Raw genomic sequence first — 18,493 nt, 5'->3', positions numbered from 1 at the left:
CAAAGCTTAAATTGCAGGTTGAAAACTGTGCAGAATGGATTACCTCTCTTCCCTTAATGAACCCCAATACGAAGGAGTAGTGAACACGGAAGGCCCTACCATGATTATAGCTGGTGCGGGTTCCGGAAAAACAAGGGTGCTTACCTACCGAATTGCGTACCTAATGCAGGAAAAAGGCATCGACCCTTTCAATATCCTTTCCCTCACTTTTACTAATAAGGCCGCAAAAGAAATGCGTGAAAGGATTGAGAGCGTAGTAGGCTCAAATGCCAGAAATCTATGGATGGGCACTTTTCACTCGGTGTTTGCTAGAATTCTAAGGGCTGAAGCTGGTAAGTTAGGCTACCCAAGTAATTTCACCATTTACGATACTGACGATTCTAAATCGCTCATTAAAAATATTGTTAAAGAATACGGGTTAGACGATAAAGTTTATAAGCCCAACACGGTACTCAGTAGAATTTCAAGCGCCAAAAACAGGTTAATCTCTTGGCAGGAATACACCACAAACCCCATCTACAAAGCCGATGACGATTCGGCCATGAAACCAGAAATGGGCCGACTGTACAAAGCCTATAGTTTGCGCTGTAAAAAAGCAGATGCTATGGACTTTGACGACCTGCTTTTTAACACCAACGTATTGTTTCGAGATCATTTAGATGTATTGAACAAATACCAACATAGATTTCAATATGTACTGGTAGATGAGTTTCAAGACACAAACGTTTCTCAATATTTGATTACAAAGAAGCTTTCAGCGGTAAATAGAAATATTGCTGTGGTGGGAGACGATGCACAAAGTATCTATGCCTTTCGCGGAGCTGACATCGAAAATATTCTGAATTTCGAGAAAGATTTTCCGGACCTGAAGGTGATTAAACTAGAACAAAATTACCGTTCTACTCAAAACATTGTAAACGCGGCAAATTCAGTAATTGGAAGAAATAAAAGCCAATTGAAAAAGACCGTCTGGACGGCCAATAACGATGGTAACCAAATTGAATTAATCAAATCGGTTTCAGACAATGAGGAAGGACGATTTGTAGCCTCAGAGATTTTCGAACAAAAAGCTAACAGAAACTACAAAAACGCGGATTTCGCTATTCTGTACCGAACCAATAGCCAATCACGCTCCATTGAAGAAGCACTGAGGAAATCAGGTATTGCCTATCGCATTTATGGTGGGCTTTCCTTCTATCAAAGAAAGGAAATTAAGGATTTGATGGGCTATTTAAGGTTTGCCATCAACCCTAACGATGAACAATCTTTCCGAAGAATCATCAATTTACCAAAACGAGGTATTGGGCCAACTTCTGTAGAAAAGATTGTAGTAGCGGCTTTCGAGCATGATATTCCACTTTGGGAAGTACTCACCAATATAAATTCTTTTTTACCGGGCCGAGCTGCCAATGCCATCAACGACTTTGTAACGCTCATCAAGAGTTTTATGATTTATGTTGAAACCAAAGATGCCTTTGAAACGGCCAGTCATATTGCCAAAAATTCTGGCCTGTTAAAAGAACTTTATGAGGACAAAACCATAGAGGGCTTGAACCGCTATGAAAACGTTCAGGAATTACTGAATGCCATCAAAGAGTTTGTCGATACGCCAGAAGTTGAGGATAAATCGCTGAATAATTTCATGCAAGACATCGCCTTGTTAACTGACAATGACAAGGAAAATCAAGAGACCGATGTAGTAACTTTAATGACTATACACTCTGCCAAGGGGCTCGAGTTTAAGAATGTGTTCATCGTGGGCATGGAGGAAGACCTTTTTCCTTCCCAAATGATGATGAGCAGCAGGGCCGATTTAGAAGAAGAAAGACGTCTATTCTACGTGGCCATTACTCGAGCAAAAGAAAACCTCTATTTCTCCTATGCGCTATCACGCTATCGTTATGGCCGTCTGCTCAATTGCGAGCCTAGCCGATTTATTGAAGAAGTAGACCCGAGTTACATCAAGGTTAACACCAAATACGGAAGTCGCGAACAGAAACCTTCAAGTTTTAACCCTAACCCTAATAGAAACGCACCACAGGTGGGTTCAAACTACGCCCGAAACTTAATTGCAAATAGAAATACCGCGCCTAAAAAACCTTTAACCTACCATAAACCTTCAGATAATTTCACCCCAAGTGATATTTCAAACCTGAAAGAAGGAATGAAAGTGGAGCATCCTAAATTCGGTTTCGGAAAAGTACATAAAATGGATATCGAAGGTTCGAATAAAAAAGCTAGGGTGATATTTGAAAACTTCGGTGAAAAAACCCTGTTATTGAGCTTCGCGAAGCTTAGGATTGTAGAATAAAAAAGAATTAACTTACAGCCATAACAAGCCAGCGCTATACGCGTTGAAAATATATTAGTCCGAAAGAAGGATCAAGTTTATAAAACGGCACTCAAACCGATTCATGTCTAGCATTAAATAGACCTTCTTCTTCCAGAATAATTGTTAATTTCGTAGTGAAAACTGAAAACATGAGTTTAGAATATAATACCCAAAGAGAAGATGTAATCCAGAAGGAGTACGGCAGAAACGTACAGAAACTGGTTGAATATATCAAAACCGTAGAAGACAAAGAAAAGCGCAATCAATATGCGCAAACGCTCACTGACCTTATGCGTCAGATTAACCCTAATTTGCTTCGCGAAAATGCCGAATACGATCAAAAAGTATGGGATGATTTATACATCATGTCACGTTTTGATTTAGACGTTGAATCTCCTTTTCCAATGCCTGAGAAAGAATCAATTGGAAAAAAGCCTCAGCGTATGGAATACAAAACCGATGAAATTAAGTTTCGCCATTATGGTAGAAACTTAGAAACAATGGTGAAGTTGGCAGTGGAAATGGAAGATGAAGAATCTCGTGAAAATGCGATAATTCACATTGGCCGCTTAATGAAAAGCTTCTTTTCTAACTGGAACAAAGACAATATTGAAGACGAAGTAATTGCTCAACACATTCACAGAATGTCGAAGGGGCAATTGAAAGTAAATATTGAAAAAATCAAAGAAGAAGGTTTATTCAATACCAGTGTTAGAGAAAGAAGACCATCCTCAGGTTCGTCTAACCAAAACAGAAAAAAGAATTACACAAAACGTAGACGTGCATAATTAATGGCATCTTTTGTAATTGAAGGCGGTACCAAATTGAGTGGAGAAATCACTCCACAGGGTGCTAAAAACGAAGCATTACAAATTTTGTGTGCTGTTTTAATCACTCCAGAACCCGTTACACTTCACAAAGTCCCTGATATTCGTGATGTAAACAAACTAATCGAATTGCTTGGCGCCATGGGTGTAGAAGTGCAATTCTTAGGGGGAGAGAGTTACCGCTTTTGTGCAAAAAATGTAAACATCGATTATTTAGAAACTGAAGAGTTCCGAACCAAAGCATCATCGCTCCGTGGTTCGGTAATGATTTTAGGGCCTCTGTTGGCGCGTTTTGGTAAGGCAAAAATTTCGAAACCAGGAGGAGATAAAATTGGTCGCAGAAGACTCGATACTCACTTTATTGGTTTTCAAAAATTAGGCGCACGCTTTCTTTACGAAGCCGAAACGGGTATGTACCACATTGATGCTTCGCAACTAAAAGGCGCTTACATGCTTTTAGAGGAAGCTTCGGTTACAGGTACGGCCAACATCTTAATGGCAGCCGTAATGGCCAATGGAAAAACCACCATTTACAATGCGGCCTGCGAGCCTTACTTGCAGCAGCTTTGTGCCATGCTAAATAGAATGGGGGCTAAAATCACAGGTGTAGGCTCTAATCTATTGCATATCGAAGGCGTTGATTCGCTTGGAGGTACAGAGCATACGATGCTGCCTGATATGATTGAAATTGGCAGTTTTATCGGTATGGCTGCCATGACACAATCCGAAATCACTATTAAAGATTGCCGAATTGATCAGCTTGGTTTAATTCCAGACACTTTCAGAAAAATGGGTGTTCAAATGGAGTTTAGAGGTGACGATATCTTTATTCCGGGGCAAGACCATTATGAAATTGAAACCTTTATTGATGGCTCTATCATGACCATTGCCGATGCCATTTGGCCAGGATTAACTCCCGACCTTTTGAGCATTATTTTAGTGATGGCTACGCAAGCCAAAGGAACAGTTTTGGTACACCAAAAAATGTTTGAAAGCCGCTTGTTCTTTGTCGATAAACTGATTGATATGGGGGCTCAAATTATTCTTTGCGACCCGCACAGGGCCACTGTTATTGGCTTAAACCGCCAGCAAAAACTCAAAGGAATTAGAATGACTTCTCCTGATATTCGTGCGGGGCAAGCTTTGCTTATTGCAGCACTTTCTGCCGAAGGCACCAGTGTAATTGACAATGTTGAACAAATAGACAGAGGCTACCAACATATTGATGAAAGATTAAACGCTTTAGGCGCTAAGATTCAAAGACAATAGGGTTTAAAAAAAGCAATCGTGTTATATTGAGTAAATATTCAGGTTAAAACCTATAACTCAAGCAGCATGAGCAAGAAACATCACGAAGCCCATTTACACGGAAAAACATCCTTCTTCTCAAAATTCCAAGAATACATTGGTGAATTCATCTATGGAGGAATTGACGGAAGCGTAACCACCTTTGCTGTTGTGGCAGGTGCTGCCGGTGCCAATCTAGATAGCGCTGTAGTAATCATTTTAGGTTTTGCAAACCTCTTTGCCGATGGCTTTGCCATGTCTGTTGGTAGCTATCTTTCGACCAAATCTGAAAAACAGAATTACGATAAACATAAAGCCATTGAATACTGGGAGGTGGATCACTTGCCAGAAAAAGAACGCGAAGAAATCAGGGAAATCTATCAAGCCAAAGGCTTTGAAGGCGAACTTTTAGAACAAGTGGTTGACAAAATCACCGAAGATAAAGACCGCTGGGTAGATGTAATGATGAAAGAGGAGCTTGAGATGATGGAAGAGACCAAATCGCCTTTTCAGATGGGGTTGGTCACTTTTATTTCATTTTTACTAATGGGCTTTATTCCGCTCATTGTGTATGTAATTGACTACACAAGGGGTCTCGATGCCGATTTATTTCTTTATTCTTCCATTCTCACCTTTGTAGCATTTGGTGCCATTGGCTACGCAAAAAGCTATGTTACTTCTACCAGCCGAATACGAGGTGTGTTAGAAACGCTTTTCTTAGGCGGTTCAGCAGCTATTCTCGCTTATTATGTTGGGGTAATTTTAGAAAGTATGATTTCTTAAGTATTCTAAGACTACTTTCTTTGTCAATTGCTTTATATTCAATGTCAAACTACGTAACAGAATGAAATTTGGGACTTCTCGCAGGCTTGCGAAAATCAAAAAAGCTGATGTAATTACCTATACCATTGAAATTTTCATTGTAATTTTTGGAATTACTGTAGCCTACCAACTAAATGTACTCTATGAAGATTCAAAAGACTTAAAACTTGAGAAAGCTGCTATTGAAAAGGTACGTACAGAGTTGGAACTGAATATTACTGAATTTGATAAGTTAATAGATGAGCGACTAGAGTTAATTGAAAATGAAAATCAGTTGGCTCAAATTCTTTATTCAGGTGGATACCTCTATGCTGAGGACGACTTAGAAAATCAAGAAATTTCAAAATACCTTTTCGCAATTAACAAAACATATAAACCCAACCTCCAGTTTGAGGGCCTCAATTATTATATCAACACCAATTACACCACTTCTAATTCTGACCTTAAAAACAGTTTACTCACCCTGAAAAATAAATATGTAGCCTTAAAAGAAGTTGCCCAATACCATACAAGTATGAAGGAGAAATACTACAATGACTTTCTTATTAAGGATGTTGATTTTGGTTTACAGAAAGTGGTGAACTATGAACGAATTAAAAGTATAGAGTTTAAAAATTTAATTCTTAACCTGATCGAAAACGAAATCGAACTGAACCGACTCTTAGAAGAAGCAAACAATATTGCTATTGATATTGTAGACCTCAATATTAAAGAAAAGCTAAAGTAACTAGCTTTTATCTTATGTTTAAGTTTAGAATTACATACAGAGTTCACTACTAATTTTAGACGTGTATTTAGCAGTGAACTCTCCAAAATTGCGAGTCAGACAAAGACCTAGGGCCACCAAAACTAAAGTTTCCTTTACTCTGAAAAACTAATAATAATTAGTTCAGTTCTGGCTCATGTATTATTTTGATCTAATCAAAGAAACCATAACTAATTAAGCCACAAACCCTACTCCTACCGTATTATTGGTAAATTCATCAATTAAAATAAAGGCGCCATTATTACGATTGTCTTTATATGAATCCGCTAAAATCGGTTTAGAAGATCTAAGAACTACTTCTCCAATATCATTTAATAGAAAATCAGAAATATTTGTTTCCACCAACAAACTGTCTGTCTTTACCTTATGATTTAGCCCCAAAATCTTTACTCTTGATTCACTTACTCCATGTTGTATCTTATAGGTTTTACCTACAACCAATGGGGTATTATCCATCCAGCAAATCTCAGAAACAACTTCATTCCCAAAATTAAAGTCGCCTTCTTTTACCAACATGTCGCCACGGCTGGCACCAACATCGTCTTTCAATAAAACACTCACTGACTCACCAGCTACGGCCTCTTTCAGTTCTGTTTTATACTTTTGAATAGATTTAATTTCTGACACTGCCCCAGATGGCAAAACCGTTACCTTATCTCCTACTTTTAACGTACCACTCGCTATTTTACCAGCATAGCCTCTATAATCATGATGTTCATTTGTTTTGGGTCTAATTACATACTGAATAGGAAATCTAGTTGGTAAATCTGTTTGATGAGATTTTACCTCAACTGATTCTAGTGCCTCAATCAATGAATCGCCTAAATACCAAGACATGTGCTCACTATCTGTAATTATGTTTTCACCGTAAAGTGAACTGATTGGAAGGAACGAAATATCGAAACCAGTTAATGATGCTTTATCTACCAAGGCTTTCACTTCATTCACTATACTTTCAAAAAGTGCTTGGTCGTAATCAACCAAATCCATTTTATTGACACAGACCACTACTTTAGGCACTCGCAAAAGATGAGCAATGTAAAGGTGCCTTCTGGTCTGTTCCACCAAACCATTTCTTGCATCTATCAAAATCAAGGAAACATCAGCGTTACTTGCTCCTGTCACCATGTTTCGGGTATATTCAATATGTCCGGGAGTATCAGCAATGATATACTTTCTGGTTTTGGTAGCGAAATAAATATGCGCCACATCAATGGTAATTCCCTGCTCTCTTTCTGCCACCAAACCATCTGTCAGCAAGGAAAGGTCAGTATAATCAAGCCCTTTTCTACGGCTACTTTCTTCAATGGCCTGCAGCTTATCAGAAGTAATGGATTTGGTATCGAAGAGTAACCTTCCAATCAATGTGCTTTTGCCATCATCTACGCTTCCTGCTGTAGCTATGCGTAAAACTTGTTTGTTAGAAATATCCATACTGCTTTCTCTTTTCCATGGCTGCTTCCGAACGTTTATCATCAATTCTAGCGCCTCGTTCGGAAATAGTGGCGCTTAAAATTTCTTCTATCACTCTTTCAATTCGATCTGCGTCAGATTCTACTGCGGCCGTACAGGTCATATCGCCAACAGTTCTAAAGCGTACTGTGCGGGTTTCAATTATTTCGCTTTCATCTTTATTGATAAAGGGTGAATTTGGCCAAATCATACCATCTCGTTGAAAAACCTCACGCTGATGAGCATAATAAATGGAGGGGATTTCGAGGTTTTCTTCTCTGATATAATTCCATACATCAATCTCTGTCCAATTAGAGATAGGAAAAACTCGAACGTTTTCGCCCACATTTATTCTTCCATTCAGCATATCGAAAAGCTCAGGTCGTTGCTTTTTAGCATCCCATTGACCGAAATCATCTCGTACCGAAAAAACGCGTTCTTTGGCTCTTGCCTTTTCTTCATCTCTTCTGGCCCCTCCTATACACGCATCGAACTTAAACTCTTCAATAGCCGCCAATAATGTTACAGTTTGAAGTGCGTTTCTGCTAGCATATTTTCCTGACTCCTCCACAGCTATTTTCTTATCAATGGAATCTTGTACATAGCGCACATGCAATTCGAGCCCAAGCTCTTCTACCAATGCATCGCGAAAAGCAATGGTCTCTGGGAAATTATGACCAGTATCTACATGCAATAGCGGAAATGGAATTTTACCAGGGTAAAAAGCCTTTTCAGCCAATCGCACTAAGGTGATAGAATCCTTTCCTCCAGAAAACAATAAAACAGGACGCTCAAACTGAGCTGCTACTTCTCTCATTATGTAAATGGACTCATCTTCCAACTCGCGTGGAAATTGCCCGTCAAAAACATTCATATCAGTATTTATTTCTTGATTGTAACTGCATGTAAACCACACTCTTTTTGAGAATTCTCCCACCACCATCGGCCAGCTCTTGCAGGCTCCTCAGGGCTTATTGCCCGAGTGCATGGCTGGCAACCAATGCTTACAAAACCTTTATTGTGTAGCGTGTTATAGGGTACTTGATACTCCTCCAAATAGGTCAATATGGCTTCATAACTCCAATTTAAAATAGGGTTATATTTTATCACCTGATTGCCTTCATCCCACTCAAACAATTCTAAATTTTGGCGATTGTCTGACTGAGCAGCTCTCAAGCCTGTAATCCAAACTTTGGTATTTCTCAATGCCCGCTTTAAGGGTGCTACCTTTCTTATGTAGCAGCATTCTTTTCTATTTTCAATCGACTCGTAAAAGCTGAAAAAACCTTTCTCACTCACTAGTGACTCAACATCTTCTGACTTTGGGAAGTAGGTTGTTATTTCCTGCTTATAACGCTCCCTTGTTTTTTCCATTAAGTCATAGGTCTCAGGAAACAACCGGCCCGTATCCAGAGTAAAAACCTCTACCGCCAACTGCTTACGAAATATGATGTCGGCAATGACTTGGTCTTCTTGCCCAAAGGCACTTGAAAATTTAACCTGAGCGGGAAATTCTTGTGTGAGCGAGTCAATTACCTCTCCTATTGAAAGGCCGGAAAATCGGCTATTATATTCTTCTATCTTGTCTTTCATCTCGCTACTTTTTGAGTTTAACAGAAGACCAAACTCGTTCATGGAAATAGTAGAGTACTATTTTGCTAAACACTTCAACCGAACCGATTGAAAGGGCCAGACCAGCCTCTCCAGTAATGAAATAAGAAATCATTATGGTATCCACCGTGCCAACGATTCGCCAACTGATAGTTTTTAAAATGCTTTTAAGATTGCTATCACGTTGTTCTTCTTTCTCGATTCTTCCTTTTACAACTGAGTCTAAAAACATAGTGGTTCGCTTTTGTTGAAACATTGAGGATACAAAAGTATATATTCCCTACCATTTTAATAGACTAATGAGCAAAATTTTTTTAATGCTCTCGCAGAACGTCTTTTAAAGACTTGTTTTCCAACACTTTAAGCGTATTATCTCGCACCTCGCTCATCACCACATTAAGGCCACAAATCTCTTCTTGGCAGTTTTCACACTTTTCATAATAGTTTAAGCTTACACATGGAAGCAATGCTATAGGGCCATCGAGTAAGCGAATAATTTTTGCTAGGCCAATCTCTTCGGGTGGTTTAATTAGGTAATAGCCTCCACCCTTTCCCTTCTTACTTCCCAAAATCCCAGACTTCTTCAATTCTAAAAGAATATTTTCTAAGAACTTTAGTGAGATTTTTCTCATTTCTGAAATTTCAGAAATGAGTATAGGCCCCTTGTCTTGGTTTTCGGCCAAGTAGGTTAAAGCATGGAACGCGTATTGGGTTTTTTTAGATAACACTTTTCAGTTTTAATTGACGAAGTTACCAAAATTTAGAATTGAAATTAAAAAAGGAGCTTAAAGCTCCTTTCATTGTTTTTTGCTCAATGTTAAATTAGTAGTTATTCAACATTACTGGCATTACCAGCATTAGAATATCTTCACTTTCATCCTTGTCGCCAGGAATCAAAAGTCCTGCACGGTTAGGCGCTGACATTTGAAGCGTAACTTCTTTAGAATGAAGGTTGCTCAACATTTCTACCAAGAATTTAGCATTGAAACCAATTTCGATATCCTCTCCTTCATGCTCGCAAGCTAAAGTTTCTTTAGCTTCATTAGAGAAATCTAAATCTTCGGCAGAAACGGTAAGTTCGCTACCTGTGATTTTCAATCTAATTTGGTGTGTGGTTTTGTTAGCGTAAATTGAAATCCTTTTCAAGGAACCTAAAAGTTCGCTTTTGTTGATTTTCATTTCGATTGGGTTGTCTGAAGGAATTACGTTTTCGTAATCAGGGAAACGCTCATCGATCAAACGACAAATCATTTTTATTGCATTGAAGTGGAAGTAGGCATTAGATGCATTGTATTCCACCACTACATTCGAATTTTCTGAAGGCAAAGTAGACTTCAACAAGTTCAAGGCTTTACGAGGAATGATGATTGACATTCCAGTATCAGAAGCCACATCTACCCTTCTGTATCGTACCAAACGGTGACCGTCTGTCGCTACAAAAGTAGTATTAGTTTCTGCCAGCTTTACATAAACCCCGGTCATTGCTGGTCGTAATTCATCGTTGCTGGTAGCAAAGATTGTATTGTTGATTGCACTACTCAACACCTCTGTAGACATGTCTACTTGGTAAGCGTTAGTTACCTCTGGTACTTTAGGAAAGTCTGTAGCGTTTTCACCAGCCAATTTATACCTACCATTATCAGAGTTGATTTCAACACTGTAAGTTTCATTGTCGATAGTAAAAGTTACAGGCTGCTCTGGTAAGTTCTTTAAGGTATCCATTAAGATACGAGCAGGAACCGCAATGCTTCCATTTTCTTTTGCTTCTACATCAATCTCTGTAATCATAGAGGTTTGAAGATCAGAAGCTGTGATGGTCAAAAGCCCATCTTTAATTTCGAATAAAAAGTTTTCAAGGATTGGCACCACTGGATTAGTAGTGATTACTCCATTGATATTGGAAAGGCGCTTTAGCAATTCTGCTGAAGAAACGATAAACTTCATAAAAACTGGGTTTATTACTATGGGTACTTTAATCGCATAAAGTTAAAAATAAAATCAATACTCGGTATCAAAACCTAGCTTTTTGGCACAATAGAAAATTTCAGTTCTGCACCCAATTAAAAGTAGAAGTCCGTTTTACTTAAAAGCCTTCTTTCTAGGTTGTTTAAGCTGTTTTCTAACCTTTTGTACTCTCTGGTTTAGGTGGATGATTTAAGAATTCTAAAATAGTTTGATAAACGTAATCTAAGTCTTCATCTTTAATTACATAAGGAGGAATCAAATAGAGCACATTTCCCAAGGGGCGAAGCAAAACTCCTTTGCTAATGAAGTAGGGATAAAGATAATGGCGCGCCTCATTAAAATAAGAGGTATCCTTTTCTGTGTTCATTTCAAAGGCCAGAATTGTTCCCAAAACTCGGGCATTTCGTACCATAGAATGTTTTTCTATTACTTTTAAAAATGAAAGGTGACGATTATTTAATCGCTTTCTATTCTCTTCACTTTCTTTGTTAAGTAGTAAATCCAATGATGCATTTGCAGCTGCGCAGGTCATTGGGTTGGCCGTAAATGAATGACCGTGAAAGAAGGTTTTCATTAAGTCATTTGAACGATAAGCGGCTTGGATTTTCTCTGTGCATGTAGTTACTCCCATGGCCATTGCCCCACCAGTTAGACCTTTCGATAAACAGAATATATCTGGTTTATTAGTGAGCCAATCGGATGCAAATAATTTCCCTGTTCTTCCAAAACCCGTCATTACTTCATCGGCAATACAAATTACTTGATGATGATGCGCCAAAGCAATCATCTTATCGAGTAAGGCTTTGCTGTACATACGCATACCCGATGCACCTTGAATAATAGGCTCAAAAATAAAGGCAGCCACATCGTCTTTTTCAACCAAGTTTTTGAATTGCTGATAAACCTTTTCTTCCTTTCCTTCTTCTGGAAAATCAACAAAACTAACATCGAACAAATACGGATCGAACGGCTCGGTAAACGGCCCCCTTTCTCCTACCGACATAGCACCAAAGGTGTCGCCATGATATGCACCATCAATGGCTATAATTTTCCTTTTACTAATCCCTTGATTATAGAAATACTGAAAAGCCATTTTTATGGCCACTTCGGTAGCGGTGCTTCCATTGTCAGAGAAAAATACTTTCGATTGATTTTTGGGAAGTATTTCTAAAAGACGCTCCGCTAATCGAATGGCAGGTTCGTGGGTAAAACCTGCAAAAATTACATGTTCTAATTTTGATGCTTGGGCAGCAATGGCTTTGGAAATATGAGGGTGGCTATGCCCATGTAAATTGACCCACCAAGAGGATATAGCGTCAATGATTTTTGCACCATCACTCGTGTATAAGTGTACTCCTTCTGCGGTTTCTACCATAAGTGGGTTTTCCATCCCCCTTAATGGCGTAAACGGATGCCAAATCGCTTCAGCATCTCTTTTAATCCAATCACTCATACCAATTCAGCATTAGTTCGTCAGCCCAGTATTTTATTATTTCTTTATTGATCAAGCTGAGTTTTGGAAGTCTTAGCAGCACCTTATAGCCAGATTTTTCTTCAATAATATTTTCGCTTTCAAAGTTTGACTCTCCGTTAAAAACTATTCCTAACACCGGGATTTTATTTCGCTTTAAATAATCTACCGTAAGTAAAGTATGGTTAATACAGCCCAAATAAAGGTTGACCACTAGAATTACTGGAGCAGATAATTCTCGGGCAATATCGATCACATAATGCTCTTGATTAATAGGTACTAAAATACCCCCTGCTCCTTCAATTACAATATCATTAGTAGTTTCAGGAAGCACAAAGTCGTCTAGTTGTATGGCCAGATGTTCGAATTTTGCAGCAGCATGTGGCGAAGCTGGCAACTTAAATATATGGGTTTCAGGATGAAACCTTGTGATCTCATTGCTGACCAATTCTTTAACCGTTTCTGTATCTAATGGTTTTCCTGCTTGCACAGGCTTCCAATAATCGGCTTTCAAGGCCTCTACTAAAATTGAGGAAACCAAGGTTTTACCACTATCGGTACCTATGGCTGTAACAAAATAATTCATGCTGTAAAGCTATGAACGAAACTCAAGACACAAAAGGAAAACGCCTTTGCCCTACTTCGATAAGTTTTTCGCGGAGAGCATCAAACTTGACTGGTTTTATCAGATAATCATCCATTCCGCTTTCAAGGGCTTTTTGAACATCTTCATCGAAAGCACTGGCTGAAATACCGATGATATAGGGAGGTGTATCTAAGTTGAGTGCTTTAATTTGTTTTGTGGCTTCTAACCCATCCATCACTGGCATTTGAACATCCATTAAAATCACATCATAGGTCTCTTCTTGCATTTTAGACAGGGCTTCTAATCCTGTTTTTGCTAAGGTTGGTATATACCCCATACGCTCTAATATGAGGCATATGAGTTTGCTATTGATCTTGTTATCTTCGGCTAAAAGGATCTTGAGCGGGTATTTACCAGAAAGAACCCCTGCCAGCTTACTAAGTTCATAACGACTCGACCTGGCTGTTTTATTTATTTCTCCTTCTACCAATTCTTCTACAGCTAGTTTTAAATGCACGTTAAAACTGAATAAGGAACCAACGCCAAGCTCACTTTGAACAGAAACCTTTCCATTATATAATTTGAGCAAGTTCTTTACAATTGCTAAACCTAAACCGCTGCCTCCAAATCGTCTGGAATTAGAAGACTCTACTTGGGTAAATTCTTTAAAGAGGTTTTTGATTTCCTCTTTTGCAACACCTATGCCGGTATCTTGAATTTTGAACTCTATATTGGCTGTATCTCCCTTTATTTCAATCAAAGATATTCTAACCGAGACAAAGCCTCTTTCGGTAAACTTTACCGCGTTTGAGAGTAAATTAACAAGTATTTGCCCTAGTCTATTTCTATCAGCAAAGAAAAACTCTGGTACATTTTCATCTATAATTAGATTCAAACCTACTTTCTTACCTTTGGCCTCATAAGCCACAAGGTTTAAAGATTCCTCTACAACCCTTTTCAATCCAAAAACTGAATCTTCTAAAGTAACTTTCCCCGATTCAATTCTAGAATAGTCAAGAATATCGTTTAGAATTCGAAGCAAGGTTTCACCACTTACCTTTATGGTTTCCACATAATCCCTCTGTTCAGGATTGAGTAAGGTTTCATTTAAAAGGTTTGTCATACCAATTACACCATTCATTGGTGTTCTTATTTCATGACTCATGGTTGCCAGAAATGTACTCTTAGCTTGGTTCGCGTTTTCAGCAGCTTCTTTGGCCAATTTCAAACCTTCTTCCAGTTGCTTTTGTGCGGTGATATCGCGCATCATCAAAAGAATCCTATCTTCGGTAAGTTTAATAAACCTGCCCTCACAAAAATGATCTTTCTTATTTACCAATAGTTTGAACTCAACCGTTTGCATTTGATCGGTTTCAAGTGCTTTCTTTAGGCCCGCAGTCATCAATGAAATTATACTTTCAGGAAAAATATCGACTATATTATCTCCTATTCTCTTTTCAGCTGAAAGAATAACTCCCATCTCATTTTTAGCATGATAATTCAAGAAGAAACCTCGTTTATCAAAGGTGAACATGGTGTCAGGAATCGCATCCAAAATCAACATCTGCTCTTTTTCAAACTTCTTGATTTCTAATTCTGCATTGTAAATACCAGTAATATTTTTGGCAATTCCTGTCACAGAAACCAATTCTCCTTGATCATTATAAATAGGCTTATGAAACACCTCCAACATATGAGGGTCGCCCTTAGAATCGTTAACCTCTACAAAATAAGGGGGTACAGAATCGTATTTTCCCGCAAGAAATCCATCAATCCTCTCACGCGCTTTAGCATTTATGGGGTTATCGGTATAACTAGTGCTATAATGGGCGAGTCTTATATTAGGATTTCGCCCCATTACTCTCACCACGTTCATGGATGAATAGGTAACTATTCCATCGGTGTCGAATTTAAAAAGAAAGTCAGAAGTGTGGTCTAAGAAAAAGTCGAGCTGAAATTGATTCTCATCATACTTCTCTTTTAATTCATTTAATTCTTGAACAAATAGGGCTGTCTTTTTTTTGGTTCGAAATAAAAGATAGGCTAGAACAAGTGCTAAAATTATGGCTAAAAAGAGTAGAAGATAGATCATGTAATGTTTAGCAAAAGCAAATGTTCAAGAACAAGAATAACAAAAATACAGAACTACTTACACAATACCATCCAAAAAGATAACAGTTCCGCTTTACGGAATGGCTTTACGAAGCGATTTTGCCATATCATCAAATCGCTCGATGGCTTCTGAAATAAAAGTTTCGTTTAGTATTTCATCAAGTTCTTGCTCGAGTACATCAAGCTCGCTCACCTTAAAGGTTTGTTCAAAACCACCGTTTTCCAATTTAATGAGGAATTTTCCATTCCATGAAAAAATGGTGATTTTACATTTGCTATTGGGTATTTCCTTTACAACTCTCACAGGAATAATTAGGCTCTGTTCACTATAAACTTGTGATCTACTTCTGAGTTTAATGTACCTGCAACAGAGCAATATTTTGTTGCGGCTAAATGACCCATTTTTTCAAACTCTTCTTCAGTCACGTCAGGAGAATCAACTGTAAAAGTGAGGGTAATATGAGTGAATGCTCTCGGGTGTTCATCTCTACGGGTACCATCGGCAACTACAGTAAGGCCATTTACTGTTTTCTTACGTTTTTTCAACATTTGAACCAAGTCTACCGAGGCGCAAGCGGCCAAACCTGAAAGCAATAATTGTGTAGGCGACATGTGCTTTTTCTTATCGGCAGAATACATGTCAATATCTAAAACATTGCCCTCTTCGTTAACCGACTGAAATTCATAATCATCCTTGAACGTAGTTGTAACTCTCATATTGCGTGGTTTTATTAAAGTTCAAAATTAAATCAATTATGCTGTTAACCACACAATATTGACATAAGTTTCATGGTTGAGTGTGAAGTACCAACCTAGAGACAACATGACTCAAATACGTTTTACAGCAGTTTTAATGACTGCACTTATATTTATGCTAATACAAAGTTGTGGTGGAGACAACGACACCGCTCCACAACTTCAAGTAACTATTGAAAATCAGTTTACCAACTTACCTTCCAATGTATCTGTATTTTTCAAAGTACAAGATGGCGCAGGAAAAGGAAAGGCAGGTTTAAAAGAATCCGACTTTAATATTTATGAAAATGGAAGTTTGATTTCAGAATTTGAGGCAGTTCGAAAAATACAACCGAACGAAAAAGTTTTAGACTACAACATTATGCTCTTGCTCGATTTGAGTGGAAGTATATTAAGTAGTCAGAATTTGGCTCCCCTTAAGTCGGCAGCAAAAAGCTTTATTGATGAAGTAGTACCTTCTGAAGGTGAAGTTTCTGCAGGAGCCGTAAAAGTAGAGATATGGTGGTTTGATGGTTCTCAGAACATTAAGCAGCTACAGCCCATCACTTCCAATACAACCACTTTGAAAAATGCCATTGACAACATTAACGCCTCAATGAGTTCCGACAATTCTACCAACCTTTATGGCGCTGTGATTCAAAGTGTAGGTATTGCAACACAACGACTCGGTCAGTCGCAAGAGTTAGATAAGTTTGGGTCGAATTCGGTAGTGATTTTTACTGACGGAACCGACCAAGCCAACCGATCTACCAAAGGCCAAGCCTTAGAAGCTGTGAGAAAAGCAGACCCTTCTATTTCGTTCTACACCATTGGACTTGGTGGCGAAATTGACGAGCCTGTGTTAAAAGAGATAGGAAAAACAAGCTTTGTTTCTGCCGTAAACATTGGCGAGTTACTAGATAAATTCAAAGAGATAGGTGATTTAATAAACGGTAAAGCAAACAGTTACTATTTATTAGAATACTGTTCTCCCAAACGTTCTGGAAGTAACCAGCTCACCATTGAAGTGGTACAAGGCAATTTAAAAGGTAGCGCCAAAACTATTTTTGACGCCTCAGATTTTAATGGCAGTTGTAACATACAATAATCCGTTTTACAATAATCACATCAAGCGTTCTTCGATTTTAGGATTGGGGGACGCTTGTTTATTTAACTATCTCCCGCTCCTTTGTACATGAAAGGATATAACCTTAACTTGAATTGGTTGCCCATTGTAAATTTAAAAACAAGGCCGAAAAACATATGAAGAAGATAGTCGCGTTTGCAGGCAGTAATAGTAGTACATCCATTAATAAGCAGTTAGTAAAGTTTGCTATTTCCTACTTTAAAGATTTTGAAATCAGCTTATTAGACCTTAATGATTTTGAAATGCCTATGTTTTCAGTAGACCTAGAAAAAGAACAGGGCTACCCTGAAAACGCTTATAAATTCAGGCTAGAAATGGAAAAAGCCGATGCCATTATTTGCTCTTTGGCCGAACATAACAGAAACTATACTGCTGTTTTCAAAAACACCATTGATTGGTGCAGCAGAATAGACATTAATATTTTTGGAGACAAACCTATGTTATTGATGAGCACTTCCCCAGGCGGATACGGTGCTGGAAACGCAATGAATTCAGGCAAAATCCTTTTACCCCGCTGTGGTGCAGAAATCATTGAGACTTTTTCACTTCCTTCTTTCAACGATAATTTTTCTGAGGGAAAGATCATAAAAGAATCATTGAAAGTTGAATTAGAAGCGAAGACTTCCACTTTCAAAAGCAAACTCTAAATCATTAACTAAAAAGAAAGCAGAATCACTGGGTATTGTTTGATAAAATTATTCTTGAATATTTTATTAGTTAGGATTCCTTACTACATTTAAAGCGACAATAGTGTCATAACAAAAAATTCATCAAACATGTCAAAATCAATTTTCTATCACGCTGGCTGTCCTGTATGTATTAGTGCAGAACAAGACATTGTCGATCTTATTGGAAAAACAAATGTAGAGGTCGTTCATTTAGGTGAAGCCAAAAACAGAATAGACGAAGCTGAGAAAGCTGGAGTTAAATCAGTTCCAGCTTTACTTACTCCAAATGGCAATGTTCTACATCTCAATTTTGGAGCATCTATGGCCGATGTTAAAGGCTAAAATTTGATCTTTATAGTTAGGAGTCCTTATTTAAAAGTACTCCTAGCTTTATTTAACTCATCATAAAACACATACAAATGAAAATAGCAGTTTGGGACACCTATGTGAAACGTGCAGATGGAATGACCATGCACTTTGATATCCTTGTTGACAGTACTCTACAAGACGCTGAAAAAGTATTTCAATTTGGACAAGCTTATTTAGACACCAAGTCTTTTGACACAGAAAAATTAACTTCTAAGGAGTGTACTTTTTGCCATATAGAGTACCCAACAGATACCTTAAAGCATGAAATAGAAACTGTAGGCTTTTCAATTTTAGAAATGGAAAATTGTGACTAGTAGCTTTCTCAACTAATTAGGATGACTAA

At 38.1% G+C, this 18,493-nt stretch carries 20 protein-coding genes; 9 read left to right on the top strand and 11 right to left on the bottom strand.

Annotated elements, in window-relative coordinates:
- Window positions 1–34: 34 nt before the first annotated feature.
- The 5 genes from AWW67_RS03385 (at window position 35) to AWW67_RS03365 (ending at window position 5,995) form a co-directional block, all read left to right on the top strand.
- On the top strand, window positions 35–2,311 hold the full coding sequence (locus AWW67_RS03385; RefSeq protein WP_062300259.1) for an ATP-dependent helicase: 2,277 nt from the start codon (window positions 35–37) through the stop codon (window positions 2,309–2,311).
- A gap of 170 nt (window positions 2,312–2,481) precedes the next feature.
- The gene (locus AWW67_RS03380; protein ID WP_071387043.1) at window positions 2,482–3,120 is read left to right on the top strand and encodes a DUF4290 domain-containing protein; all 639 of its coding nucleotides are present in this window, start codon (window positions 2,482–2,484) and stop codon (window positions 3,118–3,120) included.
- Between the two features lie 3 nt (window positions 3,121–3,123).
- On the top strand, window positions 3,124–4,428 hold the full coding sequence (gene murA, locus AWW67_RS03375; protein ID WP_062300257.1) for a UDP-N-acetylglucosamine 1-carboxyvinyltransferase: 1,305 nt from the start codon (window positions 3,124–3,126) through the stop codon (window positions 4,426–4,428).
- A gap of 66 nt (window positions 4,429–4,494) precedes the next feature.
- Entirely contained in the window at window positions 4,495–5,229 is a 735-nt protein-coding gene (locus AWW67_RS03370) for a VIT1/CCC1 transporter family protein (protein ID WP_053224727.1), read from the top strand.
- Window positions 5,230–5,290: 61 nt separating this feature from the next.
- Entirely contained in the window at window positions 5,291–5,995 is a 705-nt protein-coding gene (locus tag AWW67_RS03365) for a hypothetical protein (RefSeq protein ID WP_053224726.1), read from the top strand.
- A gap of 213 nt (window positions 5,996–6,208) precedes the next feature.
- Here AWW67_RS03365 and AWW67_RS03360 read toward each other — a convergent pair whose 3' ends face one another.
- From AWW67_RS03360 to AWW67_RS03310, 11 genes are all read right to left on the bottom strand, one after another.
- Window positions 6,209–7,468 carry a sulfate adenylyltransferase subunit 1 gene (locus tag AWW67_RS03360; protein WP_062300255.1) on the bottom strand — a complete coding sequence of 420 codons (1,260 nt, stop codon included), beginning with the start codon at window positions 7,466–7,468 and terminating at the stop codon, window positions 6,209–6,211.
- Entirely contained in the window at window positions 7,455–8,360 is a 906-nt protein-coding gene (cysD, locus tag AWW67_RS03355; protein WP_062300252.1) for a sulfate adenylyltransferase subunit CysD, read from the bottom strand. Before cysD ends, AWW67_RS03360 begins: the two co-directional genes overlap by 14 nt.
- A gap of 8 nt (window positions 8,361–8,368) precedes the next feature.
- A complete protein-coding gene (locus AWW67_RS03350) occupies window positions 8,369–9,079 on the bottom strand; it encodes a phosphoadenylyl-sulfate reductase (protein ID WP_062300251.1) in 711 nt (236 codons plus the stop codon).
- Window positions 9,080–9,083: 4 nt separating this feature from the next.
- The gene (locus AWW67_RS03345) at window positions 9,084–9,329 is read right to left on the bottom strand and encodes a DUF2061 domain-containing protein (protein ID WP_053224722.1); all 246 of its coding nucleotides are present in this window, start codon (window positions 9,327–9,329) and stop codon (window positions 9,084–9,086) included.
- Window positions 9,330–9,411: 82 nt separating this feature from the next.
- Complete coding sequence (locus AWW67_RS03340; RefSeq protein ID WP_062300249.1) at window positions 9,412–9,825, bottom strand: RrF2 family transcriptional regulator; 414 nt, start codon at window positions 9,823–9,825, stop codon at window positions 9,412–9,414.
- Window positions 9,826–9,919: 94 nt separating this feature from the next.
- Window positions 9,920–11,041 (bottom strand): DNA polymerase III subunit beta, encoded by a 1,122-nt coding sequence (dnaN, locus tag AWW67_RS03335; RefSeq protein WP_053224720.1) that lies wholly within the window; start codon window positions 11,039–11,041, stop codon window positions 9,920–9,922.
- Window positions 11,042–11,216: 175 nt separating this feature from the next.
- Window positions 11,217–12,515: an adenosylmethionine--8-amino-7-oxononanoate transaminase gene (gene bioA, locus AWW67_RS03330; RefSeq protein ID WP_062300247.1), complete on the bottom strand. Its 1,299-nt coding sequence runs from the start codon at window positions 12,513–12,515 to the stop codon at window positions 11,217–11,219.
- On the bottom strand, window positions 12,508–13,119 hold the full coding sequence (gene bioD, locus AWW67_RS03325) for a dethiobiotin synthase (RefSeq protein ID WP_062300246.1): 612 nt from the start codon (window positions 13,117–13,119) through the stop codon (window positions 12,508–12,510). The genes bioA and bioD overlap by 8 nt, the downstream gene beginning before the upstream one ends.
- A 22-nt stretch (window positions 13,120–13,141) precedes the next feature.
- Window positions 13,142–15,211, bottom strand: a complete 2,070-nt coding sequence (locus AWW67_RS03320; RefSeq protein ID WP_062300244.1) for a PAS domain-containing hybrid sensor histidine kinase/response regulator — start codon at window positions 15,209–15,211, stop codon at window positions 13,142–13,144.
- A 93-nt stretch (window positions 15,212–15,304) separates the two neighbouring features.
- Window positions 15,305–15,535 carry a hypothetical protein gene (locus AWW67_RS03315; RefSeq protein ID WP_062300243.1) on the bottom strand — a complete coding sequence of 77 codons (231 nt, stop codon included), beginning with the start codon at window positions 15,533–15,535 and terminating at the stop codon, window positions 15,305–15,307.
- A gap of 8 nt (window positions 15,536–15,543) precedes the next feature.
- Window positions 15,544–15,948, bottom strand: a complete 405-nt coding sequence (locus tag AWW67_RS03310; protein WP_053224715.1) for an OsmC family protein — start codon at window positions 15,946–15,948, stop codon at window positions 15,544–15,546.
- 136 nt (window positions 15,949–16,084) lie between these two features.
- On the opposite strand from AWW67_RS03310, the gene AWW67_RS03305 reads away from it, so the two are divergent.
- From AWW67_RS03305 to AWW67_RS03290, 4 genes are all read left to right on the top strand, one after another.
- Entirely contained in the window at window positions 16,085–17,074 is a 990-nt protein-coding gene (locus tag AWW67_RS03305) for a VWA domain-containing protein (RefSeq protein WP_082793962.1), read from the top strand.
- Window positions 17,075–17,229: 155 nt separating this feature from the next.
- Window positions 17,230–17,760 carry an NADPH-dependent FMN reductase gene (locus tag AWW67_RS03300; RefSeq protein WP_062300357.1) on the top strand — a complete coding sequence of 177 codons (531 nt, stop codon included), beginning with the start codon at window positions 17,230–17,232 and terminating at the stop codon, window positions 17,758–17,760.
- 129 nt (window positions 17,761–17,889) lie between these two features.
- On the top strand, window positions 17,890–18,123 hold the full coding sequence (locus AWW67_RS03295) for a hypothetical protein (RefSeq protein WP_062300240.1): 234 nt from the start codon (window positions 17,890–17,892) through the stop codon (window positions 18,121–18,123).
- Window positions 18,124–18,200: 77 nt separating this feature from the next.
- Window positions 18,201–18,464: a DUF2024 family protein gene (locus AWW67_RS03290; protein WP_062300238.1), complete on the top strand. Its 264-nt coding sequence runs from the start codon at window positions 18,201–18,203 to the stop codon at window positions 18,462–18,464.
- Window positions 18,465–18,493: the final 29 nt, after the last annotated feature.

Origin of the sequence: Roseivirga seohaensis (genome assembly GCF_001592945.1) — a bacterium.
GTDB classification, from domain to species: domain Bacteria; phylum Bacteroidota; class Bacteroidia; order Cytophagales; family Cyclobacteriaceae; genus Roseivirga; species Roseivirga seohaensis.
This window is presented reverse-complemented; position numbering and strand designations above follow the sequence as displayed.